Source organism: Bradyrhizobium sp. UFLA05-153, from assembly GCF_054185185.1.
In genome coordinates this window covers 32,998-55,360 of the sequence record NZ_JBBIAM010000040.1, presented here as the reverse complement: position 1 = coordinate 55,360, position 22,363 = coordinate 32,998, and the positions used below count along the sequence as shown (strand labels likewise).

General features: G+C 64.3%; 21 protein-coding genes. 8 read left to right on the top strand and 13 right to left on the bottom strand.

Translation table 11 applies throughout. The features are described 5' to 3' along the window. Positions 1-131 precede the first annotated feature (131 nt). The 5 genes from Q2941_RS23590 to Q2941_RS23570 form a co-directional block, all read right to left on the bottom strand. A complete protein-coding gene (locus Q2941_RS23590; protein ID WP_027522811.1) occupies positions 132-902 on the bottom strand; it encodes an IclR family transcriptional regulator in 771 nt (256 codons plus the stop codon). Between the two features lie 124 nt (positions 903-1,026). Continuing rightward, complete coding sequence (locus Q2941_RS23585; protein WP_458193882.1) at positions 1,027-1,542, bottom strand: GNAT family N-acetyltransferase; 516 nt, start codon at positions 1,540-1,542, stop codon at positions 1,027-1,029. After that, positions 1,539-2,528 (bottom strand): glycosyltransferase family 2 protein, encoded by a 990-nt coding sequence (locus tag Q2941_RS23580; protein ID WP_254107942.1) that lies wholly within the window; start codon positions 2,526-2,528, stop codon positions 1,539-1,541. The genes Q2941_RS23585 and Q2941_RS23580 overlap by 4 nt, the downstream gene beginning before the upstream one ends. Next, the gene (locus Q2941_RS23575; protein WP_458193881.1) at positions 2,525-3,676 is read right to left on the bottom strand and encodes a hypothetical protein; all 1,152 of its coding nucleotides are present in this window, start codon (positions 3,674-3,676) and stop codon (positions 2,525-2,527) included. Before Q2941_RS23575 ends, Q2941_RS23580 begins: the two co-directional genes overlap by 4 nt. A 251-nt stretch (positions 3,677-3,927) precedes the next feature. Continuing rightward, positions 3,928-4,419, bottom strand: a complete 492-nt coding sequence (locus Q2941_RS23570; RefSeq protein WP_027522809.1) for an NUDIX domain-containing protein — start codon at positions 4,417-4,419, stop codon at positions 3,928-3,930. A gap of 118 nt (positions 4,420-4,537) precedes the next feature. Between Q2941_RS23570 and Q2941_RS23565 the strand changes: the two genes are divergently transcribed. Continuing rightward, positions 4,538-5,422 (top strand): metallophosphoesterase family protein, encoded by an 885-nt coding sequence (locus tag Q2941_RS23565; protein ID WP_027522808.1) that lies wholly within the window; start codon positions 4,538-4,540, stop codon positions 5,420-5,422. A gap of 93 nt (positions 5,423-5,515) precedes the next feature. Here the strand turns inward: Q2941_RS23565 and Q2941_RS23560 are convergent, their stop codons facing one another. The 3 genes from Q2941_RS23560 to Q2941_RS23550 form a co-directional block, all read right to left on the bottom strand. Next, positions 5,516-6,070 (bottom strand): hypothetical protein, encoded by a 555-nt coding sequence (locus tag Q2941_RS23560; RefSeq protein ID WP_027522807.1) that lies wholly within the window; start codon positions 6,068-6,070, stop codon positions 5,516-5,518. A gap of 270 nt (positions 6,071-6,340) precedes the next feature. Beyond that, positions 6,341-6,553, bottom strand: coding sequence for a DUF4170 domain-containing protein (locus Q2941_RS23555; RefSeq protein WP_027522806.1), 213 nt, complete (start codon positions 6,551-6,553; stop codon positions 6,341-6,343). Positions 6,554-6,577: 24 nt separating this feature from the next. Next, entirely contained in the window at positions 6,578-8,215 is a 1,638-nt protein-coding gene (locus Q2941_RS23550; protein ID WP_458193880.1) for an isocitrate lyase, read from the bottom strand. Between the two features lie 233 nt (positions 8,216-8,448). On the opposite strand from Q2941_RS23550, the gene Q2941_RS23545 reads away from it, so the two are divergent. Next, complete coding sequence (locus tag Q2941_RS23545) at positions 8,449-9,894, top strand: helix-turn-helix domain-containing protein (protein ID WP_027522804.1); 1,446 nt, start codon at positions 8,449-8,451, stop codon at positions 9,892-9,894. A gap of 193 nt (positions 9,895-10,087) precedes the next feature. Here the strand turns inward: Q2941_RS23545 and Q2941_RS23540 are convergent, their stop codons facing one another. Next, positions 10,088-10,381, bottom strand: a complete 294-nt coding sequence (locus Q2941_RS23540) for an antibiotic biosynthesis monooxygenase (RefSeq protein WP_027522803.1) — start codon at positions 10,379-10,381, stop codon at positions 10,088-10,090. 193 nt (positions 10,382-10,574) lie between these two features. On the opposite strand from Q2941_RS23540, the gene Q2941_RS23535 reads away from it, so the two are divergent. Further along, positions 10,575-10,937, top strand: coding sequence for a hypothetical protein (locus Q2941_RS23535; protein ID WP_027522802.1), 363 nt, complete (start codon positions 10,575-10,577; stop codon positions 10,935-10,937). Between the two features lie 196 nt (positions 10,938-11,133). Here Q2941_RS23535 and Q2941_RS23530 read toward each other — a convergent pair whose 3' ends face one another. Together Q2941_RS23530 and htpX are read right to left on the bottom strand one after the other, a co-directional pair. Beyond that, positions 11,134-11,775 carry a tetratricopeptide repeat protein gene (locus Q2941_RS23530; RefSeq protein WP_027522801.1) on the bottom strand — a complete coding sequence of 214 codons (642 nt, stop codon included), beginning with the start codon at positions 11,773-11,775 and terminating at the stop codon, positions 11,134-11,136. A 568-nt stretch (positions 11,776-12,343) separates the two neighbouring features. Next, positions 12,344-13,279 (bottom strand): zinc metalloprotease HtpX, encoded by a 936-nt coding sequence (htpX, locus tag Q2941_RS23525; protein WP_027522800.1) that lies wholly within the window; start codon positions 13,277-13,279, stop codon positions 12,344-12,346. Positions 13,280-13,678: 399 nt separating this feature from the next. On the opposite strand from htpX, the gene Q2941_RS23520 reads away from it, so the two are divergent. The 5 genes from Q2941_RS23520 to Q2941_RS23500 all read left to right on the top strand — a co-directional run bounded on the left by Q2941_RS23520 (position 13,679) and on the right by Q2941_RS23500 (position 20,170). Further along, on the top strand, positions 13,679-14,950 hold the full coding sequence (locus Q2941_RS23520) for an HlyD family secretion protein (protein ID WP_458193879.1): 1,272 nt from the start codon (positions 13,679-13,681) through the stop codon (positions 14,948-14,950). Beyond that, complete coding sequence (locus Q2941_RS23515) at positions 14,947-16,881, top strand: glycosyltransferase (RefSeq protein WP_458193878.1); 1,935 nt, start codon at positions 14,947-14,949, stop codon at positions 16,879-16,881. The genes Q2941_RS23520 and Q2941_RS23515 overlap by 4 nt, the downstream gene beginning before the upstream one ends. 80 nt (positions 16,882-16,961) lie before the next feature. After that, positions 16,962-18,260, top strand: a complete 1,299-nt coding sequence (locus Q2941_RS23510) for a lytic murein transglycosylase (protein ID WP_458193877.1) — start codon at positions 16,962-16,964, stop codon at positions 18,258-18,260. Positions 18,261-18,366: 106 nt separating this feature from the next. Next, positions 18,367-18,870, top strand: a complete 504-nt coding sequence (locus Q2941_RS23505) for a DUF1993 domain-containing protein (protein ID WP_027522797.1) — start codon at positions 18,367-18,369, stop codon at positions 18,868-18,870. Between the two features lie 196 nt (positions 18,871-19,066). Then, complete coding sequence (locus tag Q2941_RS23500) at positions 19,067-20,170, top strand: alkene reductase (protein WP_027522796.1); 1,104 nt, start codon at positions 19,067-19,069, stop codon at positions 20,168-20,170. 176 nt (positions 20,171-20,346) lie between these two features. Here Q2941_RS23500 and Q2941_RS23495 read toward each other — a convergent pair whose 3' ends face one another. After that, the gene (locus Q2941_RS23495; protein WP_458193876.1) at positions 20,347-21,489 is read right to left on the bottom strand and encodes an alpha-hydroxy acid oxidase; all 1,143 of its coding nucleotides are present in this window, start codon (positions 21,487-21,489) and stop codon (positions 20,347-20,349) included. Continuing rightward, the gene (locus Q2941_RS23490; RefSeq protein WP_458193875.1) at positions 21,489-22,349 is read right to left on the bottom strand and encodes an IclR family transcriptional regulator; all 861 of its coding nucleotides are present in this window, start codon (positions 22,347-22,349) and stop codon (positions 21,489-21,491) included. Before Q2941_RS23490 ends, Q2941_RS23495 begins: the two co-directional genes overlap by 1 nt. Positions 22,350-22,363: the final 14 nt, after the last annotated feature.

The window sequence follows — 22,363 nt, the reverse complement described above, 5'->3', positions numbered from 1 at the left end:
GAGCCGTGATGTCAAGCCTGGACGTTCCGGACCGCCTCACCTGAATGCGTCGCGCACGCGGCGAGAGCCGCGCGAGGACAGCGCACGAAACGATGCGGATGCATCGTGCGTACGCTGCCTGTCGGCTCGGCTCAGCGGCGATCTGAGAGTTCGGTTGCGGTGGCGACGAGATCGTCGAGCAGCGCGGTCCTGCGTTCCTTCAGCGAGTCCGCGGGAACGACGAAGCAGAGCGTCGCGACCGCGACCCCCTTCTTGTCGCGGATGGGCGCGGCAAGACACGACGTAAACCGATCGGACAGTGCCGTCGTCACGCATCTGCCTTCGCGCCTCGCGCGCGCGACGTCCTTGATGAAATCACCGACGTCGAGCAGGCGTCCGTCCGGAAGACGAAAATCCTCTTTCGGAACGAACGCACGAATCTCCGAAGGGCTCATGTGATCCAGCAGCAACCTGCCGGATGCAGTCCACGGCAGCGGCACCTCGATGCCGACATCCGTAGTGATCCGGAACAGGCCCGACCCGTCCCTTGTATCGACCACCACGTATTTGCGGCCACGTAGCGCGCAGAGTTGCGCGGTCGCGCTATGCTCGGTCGCCAGCCGGTCGAGGGCTTCGCGGCATCGGCGATGCAGGGGATTGGCCTCCGCATAGGCCCGGCCGTAGAGATGCACCGCCTTGCCGAAATAGACCTGACCGCCCTCGCCGACGCTCTCCAGCAGGTCCGCCTCGATCAGGCGGTTGGCGATGGCATAGACCGTCGACCGCGGCGCGCCCATCTGCTTCGCGAGGTCGCTGAGCTTGGAGGGCGCGCGCAAATGCAGCAGCGCTTCCAGGAGATCGATGGTCCGATCAATCCCGTTCTGGCGTTCCGCGGGCTCGGCGCCCTTCTTGGATGCGGCCAAACTTCACATGTCCTTCGTCAGCTTCGTGCCCGCGGTTTTGGCACAAACCGCGCCGAAGGTATAGCGTATCCGGCTTTCGCATTCAGGATCGATCAATCGGCGTTGGATGAACCCACGCCCTCTCCTACCCCCGCGCCTTGCTCCAGTCGGGACCGACAGGGCCCGACACGTCTTCGAACGCGCCATCGACGAGTTCGAAGACGAGGATACGGCTGGCGTCGACCGGGCCCGGCATGGTGATGCGGCCCTTGGGCACCGGCTTGAAGCCAACGCGGGTGTAATAGGGCTCATCGCCGACGAGCAGCACGAGGGCGTGACCTTGCGCCTTCGCGTCCTTGAGCGCGCGCTCGAGAAGTAAGTGGCCGACGCCGCGGCCACGGAACGGCGGCTCGACGGTGAGCGGACCGAGCAGCAGCGCCTTGGTATCGCCGATCGTGATCGGCAGTTGGCGCACCGAGCCTACCATCAGCGTGCCGATGCGGGCGGTAAAGGAGAGCTCGAGCAGGTGATCGACGTGCTCGCGGATGCGGTAGGCGCTGAGCACGAAGCGTCCGGGCCCGAAGGTGCGCTCGTGCAGGCGCTCGATCGCCTGGGCGTCGCCGGCAGCCTCGGGAAGGATGGTGACTGAGAGATCGTTCATGTCAGTTCGCGGGTTAGCATCTGGGAGTGCGAAGGTCCACCGGCAAGGCTTCCGTTCCTTTTCAGCGCCGGCTGGGACAGGTAGGCGAGCATCTTCATTTCCCGCCGTCCTCGCGTGACCGTGTCGAGCACGAGCCCCGACGACACCGACAACAGTGCCATGATCATCAGGCCCATCGCCAGAAAGGCAGTCGGGAAGCGCGGCACGAGACCGGTCTCGATGAAGGTGATCACGATCGGGATCGCCAGGACGATCGACATCAGCGCCAGCAGAATTCCGATCAGCGTGAAGAAGCGCAGCGGCCGCTCGGAGCGGTAGAGCTTGAGCATGGTGCCGAGGATGCGAAAACCGTCGCGCCAGGTGTTGAGCTTGGAGAACGAGCCCTCGGGGCGCGCGTAATAGGGCGTCTCGACCTCGGCGACCGGCAGCGACAGCTCGAGCGCGTAGACCGCGAGCTCGGTCTCGATCTCGAAACCGTCGGAGAGCACGGGGAAGGACTTGACGAACCGGCGCGAGAACACGCGGTAGCCGGACAGGATGTCCTTGAAGGCCTGGCCGAAGCTCGACGACAGGAAGCCCGTCAGCATGCGGTTGCCGGTGCGGTGGCCGAGCCGGTAGGCGGCCTGTGTCTGATCGACGCGAAGGCCGACGACCATGTCGAGATGTTCGTCGAGGAGCTTGTCGATCATGCGGGATGCGCTCGGCGCATCATAGGTCGCATCGCCATCGACCAGCACATAGACGTCGGCCTCGATGTCGGCGAACATCCGGCGTACCACGTGGCCCTTGCCCTGCCGCCGCTCGCTGCGCACGATCGCGCCGGCCTCGCGCGCGACGCTTGCGGTGCGGTCGCGCGAGTTGTTGTCGTAGACATAGATCTCGGCCGAGGGCAGCGCCTTGCGGAAATCGGCGACGACGGTCGCGACCGCCGCCTCCTCGTTGTAGCAGGGCACCAGCACGGCGATGCGAAGCGCTGTCGATGTCATGGCGACAGCGCTCCAACGCTTGCCGCCCCTTCACATAGCGGCGCCTCTTGAGAGGCTTCCACCGGCTGCATCAGCTCGGCAAAGGACAGGCTCCACAGCGTCAGCATCGCGATCGGCACGACGTAATAGGGCGTGAAGACCGGGTGGCTTAGGAAGAAGACGAGATTGACCAGCAGATTGCCGGCGGCAATGAGAGCGACTTGGCGCACGCCGCCCTCGCCCATCCGGAGCTGCCAGGCGGTCGAGCCGATCGCGAGCGCGGTCAGCCCGAGCTGCGGGTCCCCGAGGTATTGGCCGAGCACGCTCACATTGAATTCGGGTGCGGACACGTCGGCGCCGCCATAGGTCGTGGTGAAAGGACTACCGGCATTGATCGCATTCGCGATCAGCGTCGGCGCCATGCCGATGACGAAGGCAACACCGAAGCCCGAACTTTGCACGAACTCCGCAAGCTTGCGCGTCCGAAGAAAGGAGATGCCGAGATACAGGACATAGCCGGAGACCAGAAACAGATTGGACAATCTGAAATTCACGGACAGACCGAGCAGGAGCCCGATCGACATCACCAGCCACAGATTGCGCTTCGCCTTGACCAGCCACAGCGCGGTCAGCAATCCAGCGATGGCGCAGAGCGCCATGGTCGGTGCGATCGAGTAGCTGGCCTTCGCCGGATTAATCATGAGGTAGCTTGCGAGCGCGCCCAAGCTACCTGCTCCCACGGTCAACGGCAGGGTGCGCGCCGCGAGGATGCCGAGCAGCGCGAGGACGCACACGATCAGGTTTGCAAAAACGTAGAGCGGCGCCACCTGATGTCCTTCCGGAAACAGCGCCAGCAGAAAGCCGGTGCCCGGCGGATATTGCAGCACGAACTTGTTGTCGGGCTGCGAGGTATGGCACGGCGCCATTCTCTGCGTATTCCAGTCGGGGAACTCGATCTCCTTCAACTTGCCTTCCAGAAAGTGGTCGTCATTCCGTGAAATATCGGTGTCGATGCCACCGAGCCCGAAGCGCTGGAACAGATGTGCCTGACGCAGATAGCAGATGTCGTCGTAGACGCCGCGCGCCTCGTTCCAGCGCGACATCGTCACGATGTTGCTGGCGAGGATCGCAAGGCAGATCAGGCCGAAGGTAATTTTGAGGCTCTTCATCCGTTGTCCCTGGCGCGCTGGGGACGCGGCGCCCTGCCAAAATATCGGGTCTGATTGCGAGCCACGAAGCAGGTGCGCCCCTCTCCCGCTTGCGTGGGAAGGTGGGGTGTGTCCGCAATCGATACTCCCAATGTGGAGAGAGCCCCCACCCGCGCTTCGCGCCGACCTCCCCCGCAAGCGGAAGAGGTTGAGCGAGCCCGGGGCCCCATCCATTCAACCCAGACTCATCCTTGCTTTAGCATAGCCGCGCCTCATCGCCACGTCGCAATCGGCGGGCGGCCCTCCAGCACCTCCGCTATCCGCAGCCGCGTGCCGGGCGTGGTGCCCTCGGGGAGGGCTGAGCTTGCGAAGAACCCGCATTCGATGATCTCGCGGTTGGGCTCCGGCAGGCGCTCCTGGCTGAACTCCCTGACCACATAGACCGCGACATGGTCGCGGCGCGAGACGTGGCTGTTGAGGAAGATGCCGTGCAGCGCCGCACCCCCGGTGAGGTCGATGTCGCCCTCCTCCTTCAATTCGCGCCGCATCGCAGCTTCCATGGTTTCGCCGAGATCGACACCGCCGCCCGGCAGATACCAGCCGTTGACATAGCTGTGCCTGACCAGGAACACGCGATTGTCCCGGTCCAGCACCACGGCGCGGACGCCGAGCGTCATGCCGCGGGCGAGCAGGAAGTAGGAGTGAAAGACACGCCGCAGCAGGTACTCGTATTTCCGTCGCATCTTGTCCAGACGTCCTGCCATCAGGCTCCTTCCAAAACTCCTTGCAAGCTTTCCTTGAAGCTTTCCTTGAAGCTTTCCTTGCGTCGCAAGACAGACCTTGCCATTACAGCACGGGAATAGCGAGGCAATCGCGCATCTGATGGCACCGTTCATACTCGCGCATCTGTCCGATCCGCATCTGGCGCCGCTGCCAAGGCCCCGGCTGATCGAGCTCGCAGGCAAGCGTGCCCTCGGCTACGTCAACTGGGCGCGCAACCGCCACAAATACCAGCGCCGCGAGGTGCTCGACGCACTGGTCGCGGACATGAAGGCGCAAGGCCCCGACCACATCGCGGTGACGGGAGACCTCGTCAACCTGGCGCTGGAGGCGGAGTTCGCGCCAGCGCTGGCCTGGCTCGAAGGCGTCGGTCCGCCGGATCGCGTCACCGCGATCCCCGGCAATCACGACGCCTATGTCAGTGCGACACGCCAGCGCTTTGGCGAAACCTTCCTGGATTACATTGCCGGCGACGAGCCTGCGGCGAGCTTCTTTCCCGCCGTGCGCCGGCGCGGACCGGCGGCGCTGATCAGCCTGTCGACGGCAGTGCCGACGGCGCCGTTGATGGCGACGGGCACGCTCGGCCGCGACCAGCTCGCAGCGCTCGCAGAGGTGCTGGCGCGGCTTTCGAGCGAAGACGTGTTTCGCATCCTCCTGGTCCATCATCCACTCAGGTCGAAGTCGCGCCACAAGCGGCTGACCGATTCGGATGCGTTGCTCGCGCTGATCAGGCAGCACGGCGTCGAGCTGATCCTGCACGGCCACGACCACGTGCATTCGACGATGTGGTTCGAAGGGCCCAACGGCAACGTGCCCGCGGTCGGCGTTCCCTCGGCCTCGGCGCTGGCGCATGGGCGCTACCCGGCGGCGGCGTATAATCTGTTCGCGATCGAAAAGGACAATGCCGGCTGGCGCTGCGAGCAGGCCGTACACAGTCTGGATCATGGGTTGCAGGTTCGGCAGATCAAGCACGTGCGGCTGGTTTAGTTTCGCCGTCATTGCGAGCGCAGCGAAGCAATCCAGAATCCCTCCGCGGAAACATTCCTGGATTGCTTCGCTGCGCTCGCAATGACGAGGTCTTCACCAGCTCTGCAACGCCGCAAGCAAGGCGAGGCCGAACAGGGCGGCGGCGCCGAGGACGAAGCCGAAAACGAAGGGCCAGATGCGGGAGCGACGCGGCTTCTCCGGCTCCGCCGCCTTCGGCTCGGGCGGCACGACCATCGCGTGCTCGCGCTCGATCATGCGGCGCGCGACGTAATCCGTCACCGCCTCGACGATCACGGCCGTGTCGTGCGACTCGGCGAGCACGATACGGCCGAAGCGGGTGTCCTGGACGAAGCGGTACATCCGCTTGTCGCGTCCCATCATGATGTGGGCGACGACGTCGATCCACAGCCGCGGCGTTTCGCCCTGGCTGACGCCGCGGTCGAACAGGTCGATCTGCTCCGGGACCTGAGCGAACAGGGGATCGAGCGCGTCGTTGAGGATCTCCAGCCGCGCCACCTCGGCATCGCGCAGGTCGACCACGACGCCGGTCCGGTCGGCGGCCTCGATCCGCGCCTTCAGAAGCGCATCGCGCAGCCGCACGGTGCGCGGTTGAGGGGCATGGGTCCCGGCGATCTCGGGCTCGGACATGGTTCGGCTCCTGGACGAGGTCCGTTAACCTATCAGCAACCATGATCGCCGCAAAGGCCGTACAATTCCAGATACTTAAGGCCCCGGGGGTCAGTTTTCCCTGTCCAAGAACAGACGATCCCACCCAGGCAAAGCCTGGATGGGACCGTCCGTCCTTGGACGTCTTCTTCGATTTTGGGCCGTCAGAAGCCGTTATTGTTTTGAGCATGATCTTCCGGAAAACCGCTGCACACTTTGCGCTAACGCGGCCCTCCGGGTCCGGATCATGCTCTAGGCTGCCGGAGCGCGGTGCGGCTCTTCCACGATGGAGAAGCGGACGCCGGCCTTGTGGCGGTTCTCTTCCGACACTTCACGCCAGCAGTCTTCGGCCTCCTTGCGGGATTTGAAGGGGCCTTTGACCTGGGCCGAGCCTTCCACGAGCTTGTGGAAGTTCATCGAACCGAACTCGCCGCCGATCACCCAGAAATTGCTGCCTTTGCTCATTGTCAGTCCTCCTCAATTCCACCGTTAGCCGAACTGGTTCATCGTGTTGTGCGCGCCACCCGCCTTCAGGGCAGCCTGGCCGGCGAAGTACTCCTTGTGATCGTCGCCGATGTCGGAGCCCGCCATGTTCTGATGCTTCACGCAGGCGATACCCTGACGGATCTCGGCGCGCTGGACGTTCTTCACATAGCCTAGCATGCCCTGCTCGCCGAAATATTCCCTGGCGAGATTGTCGGTGGACAGCGCGGCCGTGTGATAGGTCGGCAGCGTGATCAGATGGTGGAAGATGCCGGCGCGCTTGGCGGAGTCGGCCTGGAAGGTCCGGATCCGCTCGTCGGCTTCGATCGCCAGCGGCGTGTCGTCGTATTCCGCCTTCATCAGCTCCGCACGGTTGTACTTGCTGACATCCTTGCCGGCTTCCTTCATCGCATCGTAGACCTGCCAACGGAAGTTGAGCGTCCAGTTGAAGGACGGCGAGTTGTTGTAGGCCAGCTTCGCGTTCGGAACCACCTTGCGGATCCGGTCCACCATGCTGGCGATCTGCTCGATATGCGGCTTCTCGGTCTCGATCCACAACAGGTCAGCGCCGTTCTGCAGCGAGGTGATGCAGTCGAGCACGCAGCGATCTGCACCGGTGCCGGGACGGAACTGATAGAGGTTGGAGGGCAGCCGCTTCGGACGCATCATCTTGCCGTTCTGGTTGATGATGACATCGCCGTTGCGGGCGTTCGCCGCCGTCACTTCCTCGCAATCGAGGAAGCTGTTGTACTGATCGCCGATGTCGCCGGGCTTGTGGCTGACGGCGATCTGCTGCGTGAGGCCTGCGCCGAGCGAGTCGGTACGGGTCACGATGATGCCGTCTTCGACGCCGAGCTCGAGGAAGGCGTGACGGCAGGCGCGGATCTTCGCCAGGAAGACCTCGTGCGGCACGGTGACCTTGCCATCCTGGTGTCCGCACTGCTTCTCGTCGGAGACCTGGTTCTCGATCTGAAGAGCGCAGGCGCCCGCTTCGATCATCTTCTTGGCGAGCAGATAGGTCGCCTCGGCGTTGCCGAAGCCGGCGTCGATGTCGGCGATGACGGGCACGACATGGGTCCGGAAGTTGTCAATCTTCTCGATCAGCTCCTTCTCCCTGGTCTTGTCGCCTTCCTTGCGCGCCTTGTCGAGGCTGCGGAAGATGTCGTTGAGCTCGCGGGAGTCGGCCTGACGCAGGAAGGTGTAGAGCTCCTCGATCAGGGCCGGCACCGAGGTCTTCTCGTGCATCGACTGATCCGGCAGCGGCCCGAACTCGGAGCGCAGCGCCGCGATCATCCAGCCGGAGAGATAGAGGTAGCGGCGATCGGTGTTGCCGAAGTGCTTCTTGACCGAGATCAGCTTCTGCTGGGCGATGAAGCCGTGCCAGCAGCCGAGCGACTGGGTGTACTTGGTGCTATCAGCGTCATAGGCGGCCATGTCGGCACGCATCAGCGCCGCGGTGTAGCGGGCAACATCCAGGCCGGTCTTGAAGCGGTTCTGCAGGCGCATGCGCGCCACGGCTTCAGCGGTAACGCCGTTCCAGGTCTCCTTGGTCTTGAGGAGCGCTTCGGCCGCCTCAATCTCGCTCTGATAGGAAGCCGGACCCTGGAGCGCCCGGTCGCTCATCTCACGCGGTTGGAAATTCATATCCGTGATCCCTTGGCTCGCGACAAACTGCAGTGTTGGTTGTCGACATTTTTGACAGTGCATTGCGAAATGCGTGGTGAGAGCTAAACGCGAGAATCCCTAGCTCGTATAGTAGGCTTGTATTTGAATGGTGATGTCATGTAACATAAGAACATGTCACACGTGTTATTTTGTAAAGTTTGTAAAAAATATGGGTCAGCGAAGCTGTCCCTACCGGCTTTGGAGAAGCGCTGATGGCCACCGATTCCGGGAAGAAACTGTTCGTCGGCCCGCGCTTCCGGCGGATCCGGCAGCAATTGGGGCTGTCGCAGACCCAGATCGCCGAGGGGCTCGGGATCTCACCGAGCTACATCAACCTGATCGAGCGCAACCAGCGCCCGGTGACCGCCCAGATCCTGCTGCGGCTGGCCGAGACCTACGATCTCGACCTGCGGGATCTTGCGACCGCCGACGAGGACCGCTTCTTCGCCGAGCTGAACGAGATCTTTTCCGATCCGCTGTTCCGCCAGATCGACGTCCCCAAGCAGGAGCTGCGCGACCTCGCCGAGCTCTGTCCCGGCGTCACCCATGCGCTGCAACGGCTCTACGCCGCCTATACCGAGGCGCGCCAGGGCGAGACGCTGGCCGCGGCGCAGATGGCCGACCGCGACGTCGGCACGCGCTATGAGGCCAATCCGGTCGAGCGCGTGCGCGAACTGATCGAGGCCAACCGCAATTATTTTCCGGAGCTCGAGCAGGCCGCCGAAGCCCTGCGCGACGAACTGAACGTGCCGGCCGAAGGGCTCTATGCCGCCCTCGTGACGCGCTTGCGCGAAAAGCATTCGGTTCAGACCCGCATCATGCCGGTCGACGTGATGCGCGAGACCTTGCGGCGCTTCGACCGCCATCGCCGCCAGCTCCTGATCTCCGAGCTCGTCGATCCGCCCGGCCGCGCGTTCCAGCTTGCGTTCCAGCTCGGGCTCGGCGAATGCACCCAGCATCTCGAAACCATCATCGGCCGCGCCGGGCCGCTGGACGATGCGCCGCGACGCCTGTTCCGCATTACGCTCGGGAATTATTTCGCAGCTAGCGTGATGATGCCCTACCAGCCATTCCTGGCCGCAGCGGACGCGCTGAACTACGACATCCACGTGCTGGCGCAGCGCTTCAATTCCGGCTTCGAGCAGGTCTGCCATCGCCTCACCACCCTGCAGAGGCCGAACGCACGCGGCATCCCGTTCTTCCTGCTCCGCGTCGACAATGCCGGCAACGTCTCAAAACGCTTCTCCTCCGGCACCTTCCCGTTCTCGAAGTTCGGCGGCACTTGCCCCCTGTGGAACGTGCATTCGACCTTCGACACGCCGGACCGGCTTCTGAAGCAGGTGATCGAGCTCCCCGACGGCACGCGCTACTTCTCGATCGCGCAGATGGTGCGCCGGCCCGTCGCGCCCCACCCTCTGCCGCAGCCGCGCTTTGCCATTGGTCTGGGCTGCGAGATCCGCCACGCTTCGCGCCTCGTCTACGCCGCCGGCATGGATCTTGAGAAGGCCGAGGGCACGCCGATCGGCGTCAACTGCCGCCTCTGCGAACGCGAAAACTGCGCCCAGCGCGCCGAGCCGCCGATCACGCGCACGCTTATTTTGGATGAGACGACAAGGCGGGTGTCGAGTTTCGCGTTCTCGAATGCGCGGGAGTTGTGAAGCGGCGGCTGCATTTGTTGCAGTTTGCACGCGACACATTTTTGGTGGTCGTCCTGGCGAAAGCCAGGACCCATTACCACCGGCGTTCGCTGTGAACAAAGGTGGCGGACAATTGTCGCAAAACTACTCCCTGGGGGAATGGGTCCTGGCTTTCGCCAGGACGACATTGGGGCGGGAGCGCAGTGACCGTTTCCTACGCCAGCGTATGCACGATCACCGGCCCCGCGGCGGCACTGGCGTGGCCCGCGAGCAGCGGGCCCAGATCCTTCTCGATCCAGGCGATCGCGCGCCGGTTCGCCTCCTCCGCCTGCTCGAACTTGTCGAAGATGGAGATCGCGGTCACCGTGTCGTCGCCGGCATAGACCACGTAATAGGCGCGGAAGCCATCGACATCGCTGATGATCGGAACGGCGCCTTCCTTGATGCGGCGCGCCAGCTCCTCCGCGCTCCCGCTTTTCGCCTTGGCCTGACGGATGGCGGCATACATGGGGTCCTCCTTCCGGCTCGCTGATGTGGGGCCTGGTGCCCTGCGGCGATGTTACGCCGAAGCGCGTGGCCGATCCACGCCCTCGCGCGAAGTTGTGCAAGCGATCCTCCTGCCCCTTCACATTGCCAAGCGGATGCGGCATCTGCATAGTCCGCGCGCAACAATCGTGACCGTTACGAAGGGGACAAAAGACATGGCGGACGCCGACCTGGATGTCGTGATCCGGCAACTGGCAAGACAGCTCCACACGGGCCTGATGGCCCGCGCCAAGGAACGGCGGGATCGCTTAAATACCCTCGCGGCCAAGGCCAAGGGCAAGGACGCCCGCGAGCGCTACAAGCTGATCGCGAAGAACACCATGGAGCAGGCCAGCACTGCGGCCAAGCGCCTCCAGATGTCCGCCGACAACGTCGCCGACAGCTACGCTAGGTCGATGCGCTTCGCAGCCAGTGCGGCCGCCGAGACGGTTGAGAAGCAGCAGGCGGCGGAGAAGAAGCCGGCAAAGGAGCAGCCGGTGGCCAAGAAGAAATCCGCGAAGAAGAAAAAGAAGGCGTAAGGCACACTCGCTGCCTTCCCTTCTCCCCTTCCGGGAGAAGGTGGCGCGAAGCGCCGGATGAGGGGTTGTCTCCGCGAATGAATCTCACGCAGTCGAATACGCGGAGACAGACCCCTCACCCGGCTTCGATGCTGCGCATCGAAGCCACCCTCTCCCGCAAGGGGAGAGGGTGCACTGCCGAGGCGGCACAAAAAACTCACCGCAGCGGCGCAGAGATGTTGGTCGGCCTTGGTTCGCCCAGCTCGCCGAGCTTGGTGCGGGCGAGCTGATGGGCGGCGCCGTCGGGGCGCTCCGGCAGCGCGAGGACGGCTTCGAAATCGGCGCGGGCATCGTCCGTCCGTCCGCTCGCGAGGAACGCGAGGGCGCGATTGACGCGCGCGTCCGGATCATTGGGCGCGAGGCGGATGGCGGTGTTGTAGCTCAGGATTGCGCGCTGGAGATCGCCCCTGGCCGCAAGGGCGAGCCCCCGCTCGGAATACGACGCCGCAAGCTTCGGATCGAGCGCGATTGCCTGGTCGTAGTCGGCGACCGCCAGATCCAGTTCGCCGTTCTGCCGGTGGGCCAGGCCGCGGTCGCGGAAGGTGGCGGCGCGGTTCGGGTTGAGATGAATGGCCTGGTCGAAATCGACGATCGCCCGTTTGGCGTCGCCGTGCCGCAGCGCGATGCGGCCGCGCCCCTCATAGGCGAACGCGATCAGCGAGCCGCGGAACGGGCTGAAGCCGATCACGGCCGAGCAGACGTCGGGCTCGTTAGCATCGCCGCAATTGACGACGGTGTGCAACGACAATCCGACGAGAATGCCCGACACGATCAACAATGGCGCAGCTAATCTGGTCATCGTCAGCCGTCGCCGGCAACAGGCCGGCCACGCATCCCCTTTCAGACGCTTGAGGTCTGGGCCGGTGTTAGCACCGGCGGAGACGATCTTGTGTGCGCCAGCTCACAAAGCCGACCACAATCTCGGTTGTGCCGGCCTCAGGTCGCCCAGTCAGACGCCCAAGAAAGCGCCCTCGTCAGCCACATTGCCAGCAGACAACACCAGCCGATTGCAGCAAGTGCGAAGGACGTCAGAAGGAGCGCGCCTTCCGCATTGACCAGAAAACTCTCGTGCGAAGCTGCCTCATCCCGCACGGACCGGTTCATGTGCAACATGCGCACCTCCGGCAATTACGTTTAAACAATTGTCACACCCGGCAAGCCGTCCGGCCTGCGACTCGCCGAAAAAGGCGAGTCGCATTGGTGTGAATCAATGCGCGACAAAGCGCAAGAGTCTTTTGGGACAAGGATAAGCGTAAATCGCGGACGCAGAGCTCGAACACCGTCACCAATGCGAGGTTGAATGGCTGGTTTCCCGCATCAATTGTGACGCCATCACGGCACATCCGCGACGGCTGAGCCAACTGGTCTCATCCCCACGGTCCGCGCCTGGACGAGCGGCCCCATGGACTTTGCGGCGGATAGTTTTCGTTGGCGCCGAGCGATGGCGCCCCGTTCGCGCCGAGCTCGGCCGCGAGCTGCTGCAGCGCGTCGATGCGGTTCTGCGTCGAGGGATGGGTAGCGAAGAGACTGTCGACGCCGTGCCCCGACAGCGGATTGATGATGAACATGTGCGCCGTCGCAGGATTGCGCTCCGCGTCGAAGTTCGGCACCTGATGTGCGGCATTCTCGATCTTGACAAGCGCGGATGCGAGCCACATCGGCTGGCCGACGATGCGGCCGCCGAGATCGTCGGCGGCATATTCGCGGGTGCGGCTGATCGCCATCTGCACCAGCATTGCAGCGAGCGGCGCCACGATCATCATCAGGATCGAGGCGACGATGCCGGGGCCGGAATTACTGTTGCGATGGCCGCCGAAGAACATGCCGAACTGTGCCAGCATCGAGATCGCGCCCGCGACCGTCGCGGTGATGGTCATGAGCAGCGTGTCGTGGTTTTTGACGTGCGCAAGCTCGTGCGCGATCACGCCGGCGAGCTCCTCGCGGCTGAGCTGATGCATCAAGCCGGCAGTGACGGCAACCGCGGCATTCTGCGGATTGCGACCCGTGGCGAACGCGTTGGGCTGCGGCTCGTCCATCACAAACACGCGCGGCATCGGTAGCCCGGCACGGCCCGCAAGCTCGGCGACGAGACCGACGAGTTCCGGCGCGCTGGCGCGGTCGACCTCATGGGCTCCGTACATCGAGAGCACCATGCGGTCGGAGTTCCAGTAGGTGAAGAGATTGGTCGCCGCCGCGATGACCAGCGCGATCATGGCCCCAGTGGCGCCGCCGATGAGATAGCCGACGCCCATGAACAGGGCGGTGAGGCCTGCGAGGAGAATTGCCGTGCGAAGATAGTTCATGGCCGCCTCCGTGAGCCGGCCGTGGCCAAGCCTTCAGCCGGCGCAATCAAAGTATGGCGACGCCGTCGCGCCGCAAGACAGGCCGCTGCGTCGGAGAGCCGCGGCGGGTGTTGGCGAGGAAAATTCGGCACTCATAAACCTTACGGCGCATTTGCACCAAACCCCACGCCGAAGTTTACCCGTTGGAAAGGCAGCCGCCGCTTAATCGAGGACAACCGGGCACCCCAGGCCTGCCTGGGCATTACTCGGTTCCATTGCCACCAGTCAGCAAGGTGACTGTTCATGATGGACCGGTCTCGAGCAATTTCCGCCAGTGATACATCCCCGACCCCCGCGCGCGAGGCAGAAAGTGCCCCCGAAGCAAGGAGCTCGGATGCAAGGAGTTCGGATGCCAGGAGCTTGCAGCAGGCGCTGCAGGAACGCCTGTTTGCCGACGAGGAACATCCGCAGGAACCCGCTGCCCGGATGGAGGCCGCGGAACCGGCGTCACGCTGGCCGTATTTGTGGCGGGGCTTGAAGATCGCAGCCGGCCTTGCCGTGATTGCCGTGTTCGGCTGGCTGCCGCTGCGCGCCATGCTGCAGAACTCCAGCGTCGAAGCCGTGCTGAACTCCCGCCTCGTCACCCTGCGTGCGCCGATCGGTGGACGCATCGTCGCAGCCTCCGATCCCATCAAGGATCGGGCTCGGCTTGACGCCGACGCGGTCGTGCTGCGGGTGGTCAACCCGCGCAGTGATCGTACGCGACTCGATGACCTTCGGCGGCAGAAATCGCGGCTGGAAAACGAGCGACCGTCTCTCGCGGCCAAGCTGGCGACGGCACAGGCAGCACAGCAGGACCTCGCGCGGCAGGCCGAGCAGTTCAAGAATGGACGCGTCCTGCAGCTCGAGGCACGCATCGCCGAGATCCAGACCTCGATCGAGGCAGCGGCGGCGCGGCGCGAGGAAGCGAACGCAGCGGTGGATCGCGCCTCATCGCTGGCGAAATCCGGCAACATCTCCACGGTCGAGCTCGCGCGGCTGACGCGTGAGCTTTCGGTTGCGCAGCAGACCGAGCTCGGCGCGCGCAAGCGGCTGGATGCGGCCAAGGTCGAGCTGACCGCGGCGCAAAGCGGCTCGTTCCTCGGCGACAGCTACAACGACCGGCCAAGCTCGGTGCAGCGCGAGGAGGAGATGCGCCAGCGCGCCAAGGACCTGGAAGCCGATCTGATGCGTATCGACACGGAGATCGCCTGGCTTGCGAACGAGATCATCACGGAGGAGATCCGCTTCACAGACCTCTCCGAAGCCAACATCAAGACGCCGGTCGCAGGCCGCGTCTGGGAGATGATGACCTCGCCGGGCGAGGATGTGCAGGCAGGCCAGCCGCTGCTCAAGGTGCTCGATTGCAGCGGCGCCGTCGTCACCGCCAACGTCATGGAGAGCGTCTATAACCGGCTGCGGCTCGGCGACCACGCCACCTTCGAGCCGAATGACGGCGGCGAGCCGATCTCCGGCACCGTCGTCAATCTGACAGGTTCCGCCGGTGCGCCCGCCAATCTCGCCATCAATCCCGATGCGCTGAACAAGGAGCCCTATCGCGTCACGGTCGCACCGGCCGATGCCGCCGCTCACGACTGCACGGTCGGCCGAACCGGGCGGGTCGTCTTTGGCCGGAACGAGACCACGCCATGATGGCGGCACTGGCGCCCGGCTTTCTCGCGCTCGGCGCCTTCATGGCGATGGTGCCACTTCTCAGACGTGACAACACGCTGGCGCGCTCGCTTTTGACCGGCGTGTCGTTCGTCCTCCTGCTGCGCTACTTCTACTGGCGCGTCACCAAGACCCTGCCTCCACCGGGCCTGACGGCGGATTTTTTCTTCGGCTATCCCTTCATGCTGGCGGAAGCGGCTTCGCTGGTCGCGGTCGCATTGTCGCTTCTGTTCCTCAGCCGCACCACCAGACGCACCACGGAGGTCGACGGCCGCGCCACCGATCCGAAGGCGCCGCTGATCGACGTCTTCATCTGCACCTACAACGAGGAGCGATCGATCCTCGAGCGCACGATCATCGGCGCGACCGGAATGGAGTACGGCAATTACCGCGTCTGGGTGCTCGACGACGGACGCCGGCTGTGGCTGCGGCACCTCGCGAGCGAACTCGGCTGCCACTACCTCACGCGTCCCGACAACCGCCATGCCAAGGCGGGCAACATCAACCACGCACTCAAGTATGTCGGCGGGCTGCCGGAACGGCCGGACTTCATCGCCGTCCTCGATGCGGACTTCGTGCCGCGTCCGGATTTTCTCGCGCGGACCATCAGCTTGATGGACGATGCATCCGTCGGCGTGGCGCAGACGCCGCAGCATTTCATAAATCCCGATCCGATCCAGACCAACCTCGCCGCGTCTGACGTGTGGCCCGACGAGCAGCGGTTCTTCTTCGACATCCTGATGCCGGCCAAGGATGCCTGGGGCGTCGCGTTCTGCTGCGGGACTTCGTCCCTGATCCGCTATTCCGGGCTGATGCAGATCGGCGGATTCCCGACCGACTCGGTGACCGAGGATTATCTCGTTACCCTGCGCCTGAAGGAGCGCGGCCTCAAGACCGTCTATCTCAATGAGCGCCTGACCATCGGGCTCGCGCCGGAGGGCCTGAAGGAATACATCACCCAGCGCGGCCGCTGGTGTCTCGGCTTCATGCAGATCGTGCGCGGCCGCAGTAGTCCGCTGTCGCAGACATCGAAGCTCCCGCTTATCGACCGGCTGTCGCTGGTCGACGCCTTCATGAGCTGGACGACAGTCTATTTCGCCAAGATGTTCGGGCTGGTCGTGCCCTGGCTGTTCCTGCTGTTCGGCATCAAGGCGGTGCAGGCGGACCTCGCCGAGCTCTTGCATTTCTTCCTGCCGTTCTACGTCTGGCATGGACTGACGATGGCCTGGCTGTCGCACGGCCGTTCGCTTGCCATGATGACAGACGTGTCGCAGCTCGTGGCGGCGCCCGCCGTGCTGAAGGCCGTCACCACGGGCCTGCTGAGGCCCAAGGGGCACAAGTTCAAGGTCACTGCCAAAGGCGGCGACCGCGACAAGAAATTCGTCGAATGGCCGCTGCTGCGGCTCTACGGCACCGCGCTTCTGATCACGCTCGCGGCGATCGCCTATGCCTTCATCCTGCATTTGCGCGGCGAGAGCATTGCCTATGGCGGGCTGGCGCTGGCCTGGAGCCTGTACAACGCGTTCATCCTCACCGTGGTCTGCTTCGTCTGCATCGAGCAGCCGCGCAAGCGCAAGGCCGAACGCTTCGTCCGCAACGAGGCCATCCTGTTGCGCCAGGGCGGCAAGTCGCACCTCGTCCGGCTCGCCGATATCTCGATCACCGGCGCGCGGCTGATCGATCCCGACCCACCTGCGATCGGCAGCGCGATCGAATGCCAGATCTATGGCCGTTCCATCGCGGCTACCATGGTGCGGCGGACCACGAACGGCTTTGCCGTGCGGTTCGAAGAGGGCATGGACACGCGCGTGCACGCGGTCCGGGCGTTCTATGCCGGCGAATATGTGCGCGCCTATCGCGGCATCAAGGCGCTGCCAGTCGGGAAAGCCCTGATGCTGCGGTTGTTCGGCTAGCGGCAACGGGGTGGCGTGAGGCCGGTTCTTCACCTAAACTTCGGGAGATTCCTCTCGCCCTTCCCGCTGCCGGAAACCCTATGCTCCAGACCCGATTCGCGATCGCGGCCGTCACACTGCTCGCACTCTCCGCCACCGCTTCCGCCCAGTTGCTGCCGCCGCCCGTAAAACCACAGGCCGCGCCGAGGCCGGCCGCGCCGCGCGCAGCCTCGTGCCACAATGGCGCGAGCTTCGACCGCTTCCTCACTGAGGTGAAACAGCAGGCCATCGCCGCGGGCGTGTCGCAGCGCGCGATCAGTGAGGCCTCGCCCTACCTCGTCTACGACCAGGGCATCGTCAACCGCGACCGCGGCCAGCGCGTGTTCGGCCAGCTCTTCACCGAATTCGCCGGCCGCATGGCCGCGACCTATCGCATGCAGAACGGCCAGCAGCACATCAAGCAATACGCGGCGGCGTTCGCGCGCGCCGAGAAGGAATACGGTGTGCCGCCGGCGGTGATCGCCGCATTCTGGGGGCTGGAGAGCGATTTCGGCGCCAACATGGGCAATCTGCCGACGCTGAAATCGCTGGTGTCGCTGGCCTATGACTGCCGACGCTCGGAGATGTTCGTGGGCGAAACCATCGCGGCGCTCAAGGTGATCGACCGCGGCGATCTCAGCCCTGCCGAGATGATCGGCTCCTGGGCCGGCGAGCTCGGGCAGACGCAATTTCTGCCGACGCATTACGTCAACTACGCCGTCGACTATGACGGCGACGGCCGGCGCGATCTGCTCCGCAGCGGGCCCGACGTGATCGGCTCGACCGCGAACTATATCGCCAACGGATTGAAATGGCGGCGCGGCGAGCCGTGGCTGGAAGAGATCAAGGTGCCCGCAAATTTGCCCTGGGAGCAGACTGATCTCTCGGTGCAGCAGCCGCGCTCGAAATGGGCGCAGCTGGGCGTGACCTACCCCGACGGCCGGCCGCTGCCGAACGACAATCTCGCCGCCTCCGTGCTCCTGCCGATGGGGCGGTCGGGGCCGGCCTTCATGGCCTATCCGAATTTCGCGGCCTACACTGAGTGGAATAATTCGCTGATCTATTCCACCACCGCCGGTTACCTCGCCTCGCGCATTGCGGGCGCAGCTCCCATGCGCAAGCCGGCGCAGCCGGTGGCGCAACTGCCGTTCAATGAGCTGAAGGAGTTGCAGCAGCTGCTGGTGCGCGCAGGCTTCAACGTCGGCAAGGTCGACGGCGTGCTGGGCCAGCAGAGCCGCAGCGCGGTGAAGGCGATGCAGATCAAGTACGGCCTGCCCGCGGATTCCTGGCCGACGGCGGAACTGCTCGCGCGCATGCGCGGCGGCACCGCGCAGGCGCAGCCGCAAGCGATCGTGCGGTAGAATTTTTAACCCGCGAACGCCACTTCGGCGGTTGTATTTTCCTGCGGTGCTCCCATCTCTTGGGACCAGGATACCTCCTGACATCCCAACGAGAAGAGAGCATCACATGTCCTTTTATGACGCCGTCGTCCCCGCCTATTTGCAGATGCTGAACAGCCTGACCGGCCTGCTCACCAAGGCGGAGGCCCATTGCGCGGCCAGGAAGATCGAGCCAAGCGTGCTGATCGGATCTCGGCTCTTCCCGGACATGCTGCCGTTCAGCAAGCAAATCCAGCTCGTCAGCGACTTCGCAGCCAAGGGCTGTGCACGGCTCACGCACACGGAGCTGCCGTCGATGCCGGACACCGAGACGACGTTCGCGGAATTGAAGCAGCGGCTGGCAAAGACGATCGACTTCGTGAAGTCGTTCAAGTCCGAGCAGTTCGAGGGCGCCGATGCCAAGGACGTCACATTCCCGGCCGGCCCCGACCGGACCGTTACATTGAAGGGGCAGCAATTCTTCAGCTCGGTCTCGCTGCCGAACTTCTATTTCCATGCCGCGACCGCGCACGGGATTCTGCGTCACAACGGTGTCGAGATCGGCAAGCGCGATTTCCTCGGCATGACCTGAGATTTGTGATCCATATTTTCCGCGGCACGGAGATCAACTCCGCTGCCGCGGATGACATTGAAGAAAAACGATCCTCTTTCAGCTTCCCCGCCGTCCCGTCGCGCAGCTCACCTGCACTTTCGGAATGACTCCGGCCTTGCGCGGTGTGTGGCGATGCACAAGTGTGCCCTACCTGTCACCGCTGGAAAACATTCCCATGAGCCGTCCGACCAAATTGTATGAGCCCTATCAGCTTGGCCCGATCTCGCTGGCCAACCGCTTCGTGATGGCGCCCCTGACGCGCAATCGCGCAGCGCCCGGGACTTTCGTGCCGAGCCCGCTTGCGGCCGACTACTACGCGCAGCGCGCCTCCGCCGGACTCCTCGTCACCGAAGCAAGCCAGATCTCCCAGCAGGGCCAGGGCTATCAGGATACGCCTGGCATCTACTCGAAAGACCAGGTCGCCGGCTGGCGCAAGGTCACCGATCGCGTGCATGAGCGCGGCGGGCGCATCTTCATCCAGCTCTGGCATGTCGGGCGCATCTCGCACAACGCGCTTCAGGCCAATGGCGGCGCGCCGGTCGCTCCCAGCGCGATCCGCGCCAAGGGCAAGACCTTCGTCAACGGCACCTTCGCCGACGTCTCCGAGCCGCGCGCACTCGAGCTTGCCGAAATTCCAGGGATCATCGACGATTTCAAGCGCGTCACGCGCAACGCGCTCGAGGCCGGCTTTGACGGTGTCGAGATCCACGGCGCCAACGGCTATCTGCTCGACCAGTTTGCGAAAGACGGCGCCAACAAGCGCACCGATGCCTACGGCGGCTCGATCGAGAACCGTGCCAGGCTGATGCTGGAGGTGTCAAAGGCGGTTGCCGCCGAAGCGGGCGCCGACCGTACCGGCATCCGGATCTCGCCGGTGACGCCGGCGAACGACATCTCCGACTCGAATCCGCAAGCGCTGTTCGACCACATCGTCGACGGGCTCAATGCGCTCAAGCTCGTCTATCTGCATGTCGTGGAAGGCGCGACCGGCGGCCCGCGCGATTTCGCGCCGTTCGACTATGCTGACCTGCGCAAGCGCTTCTCCGGCGCCTACATCGCCAACAATGGCTACGATTTCGAGCTGGCGACGAAGGTGCTCGATGCCGGCGCTGCTGACCTCATCGCGTTCGGCAAGCCCTTCATCTCCAACCCCGACCTGGTCGAGCGCTTGCAGAAAGGCGCGCCACTCAACGAATGGGACAAGAACACCTTCTACGGCGGCGGCGCCAGGGGCTACACGGACTATCCGACGCTGGAGGCTGCCGACGCGGCGGAGTAGATCCGCATCTCAGCTCGTCATGCCCCGCGAAGGCGGGGCATCCAGTAGCCACCGGCGGCGAGATTCAACCGATAGGCCGCGGCGTGCTGGATCGTCCGCCTTCGCGGACGATGACTTCCGAGAAAACCGTGAGCGCAACAAGTGCGGAAGGCCGGGATCGCGCCCGGCCTTTTGTCTTATCGAAGCATCGCCCGTAATTCTGCCACGCGCTCCGCGCCCAAAAACGCCATCGCCGTGTCCATCTCGCCGATGATCATCCGCAAGACCGCTTCCGCACCCTCCTCGCCGCCGGCGGCGAGGCCCCAGAGCGGCAAGCGGCCGAGGAGAACGGCCTCGGCGCCGAGCGCGAGATATTTCAACACGTCCGTGCCGCGGCGGACGCCGCTGTCGGCGAGCACCGTCAGTCGTCCCTTCACGGCATCCGCGATAGCCTGAATGCACTCCGCCGGTGCAGGCAGGCAATCGAGATTGCGTCCGCCATGGGCGGAAACCACGATTGCCTCACAACCGAGTCCGGCCGCGGTCTCCGCATCCTTGACGGCCAAGACGCCCTTGATGATCAGCTTGCCCGGCCAGATCTGGCGCAGCCAGCGCACGTCGTCCCAGTTGAGACGATGGTCGAGCCACACGGCCTCAGCAATGCTTGGCCGGGTAATCGCCGTGCGGTACTCGTCCGGATAATGTCCATAGGTCGGCATGCCTTCGCTCAGGAGATAGCGCGCGAGAACACCGACGAGCCAGCGCGGATGCAGTGCGACGTCGACCGTGCTGCGCAGGCTGGGCACCAACGGAATGCCGAAGCCGTTGCGCTTGTTGTACTCGCGGTTGGGTGAGACCGACGTATCGGCCGTGACGACCAGGGTCTCGCAGCCGCAGGCGCGGGCGCGCTCCAGAAGTCTTGCCGTCAGTGCCCGGTCGCGCCAGACATAGAGCTGAAACCACAGCGTCGCATCGGGCGCGCCGCGCCGGATGGTTTCGACCGTCGTCACCGATTGCGTCGAGATACAGACGGGGATGCCGACGCGCGAGGCCGCGCGCGCCAGTTTGGTCTCGCCATCATGCGCTACAAGACCGGCGAGCGCGGTCGGCGCCACGACCAGGGGTGCTGCGAGGTGCTGTCCAAGAAGCGTCGCGTCGAACGATCGCCCGTCGTGCCCGGTCAGCACCGACGGCATGAGCGTGATCTCGTCGAGCGAGGCGCGCAGGCGCCTCAGCGCGACCTCATCCTCCGTGCCGCGATCGATATAGTCGAACAAGCCGCGCGGCAGGAACTTTTGCGCACGGCTGCGGTAGTCGTCGGCATTCAGCAGCATCCGCATCAGGCGGCGTAGCGGTTGAATTTCGACTTCGAGATCGAGGTCGCGGCGACATGGACATGCTGCACGAGCTCGGCCTCGGCGCGCTCCTTGGTCCAGCGCGTGGTCGGCACGGAGATGTTGACCGCGGCGACCGCGCGGCCGTGCTCGTCGATGATCGGCGCCGCGACGGAAATGTCACCCATGACGCTTTGGTTGATCTGGATCGAGTAGCCGCGCGTGGCGGCGACGCGCACCTGCTCCAGAAGCTTATCTGGATCTGTAATCGTATACGGCGTAAGGGGCTCGAGTTGCGTACGCTTCAACAGATCCTGCCGCATCTCCTCAGGAAGAGCCGACAGGATGGCTATGCCGGACGCCGTGAAATAGGCCGGCAACCGGCTTCCGATCACGAAATCGATGTGGATGAGGTGCCGGCCGGGAAAGCGTGCCACGAACACGACCTCGTGGCCGTCGAGCTCGTGCAGGTTGCAGGTCTCGCCGAGATTACGGCTCATGTCGAGAAGATAGGGCGAGGCCTTGTCGATAAGTTCGTTGGCCTTGAGATAGCTGTGAGAGAACTGCAGCACCTTCGAGGTCAGCCCGTAATTGCGCGTGCCCTCGATGCGCTTGAGATAGCCGAGCGTCTCCAGCGTATAGACCAGGCGCTGGGTGGCGCTGCGGTCGAGATTGGCCGCGCGCGCGATGTCGGCGAGCGTCATGAAGCGTCGCGGGCCATCGAAGGCGTGCAGGACCTGAAAGGCCTTCTCGGTCGAGCCGACGAACAGCGACGAGCGCGCCAGCTCGGCGCTCTTTCCGGCGCTTTTCCGAGTGCTCCTGGCCTTGCGCACCTTCTTCGTGCCGCCCTCGCCGCTACGCGTCATCTGCCATTCCCTTG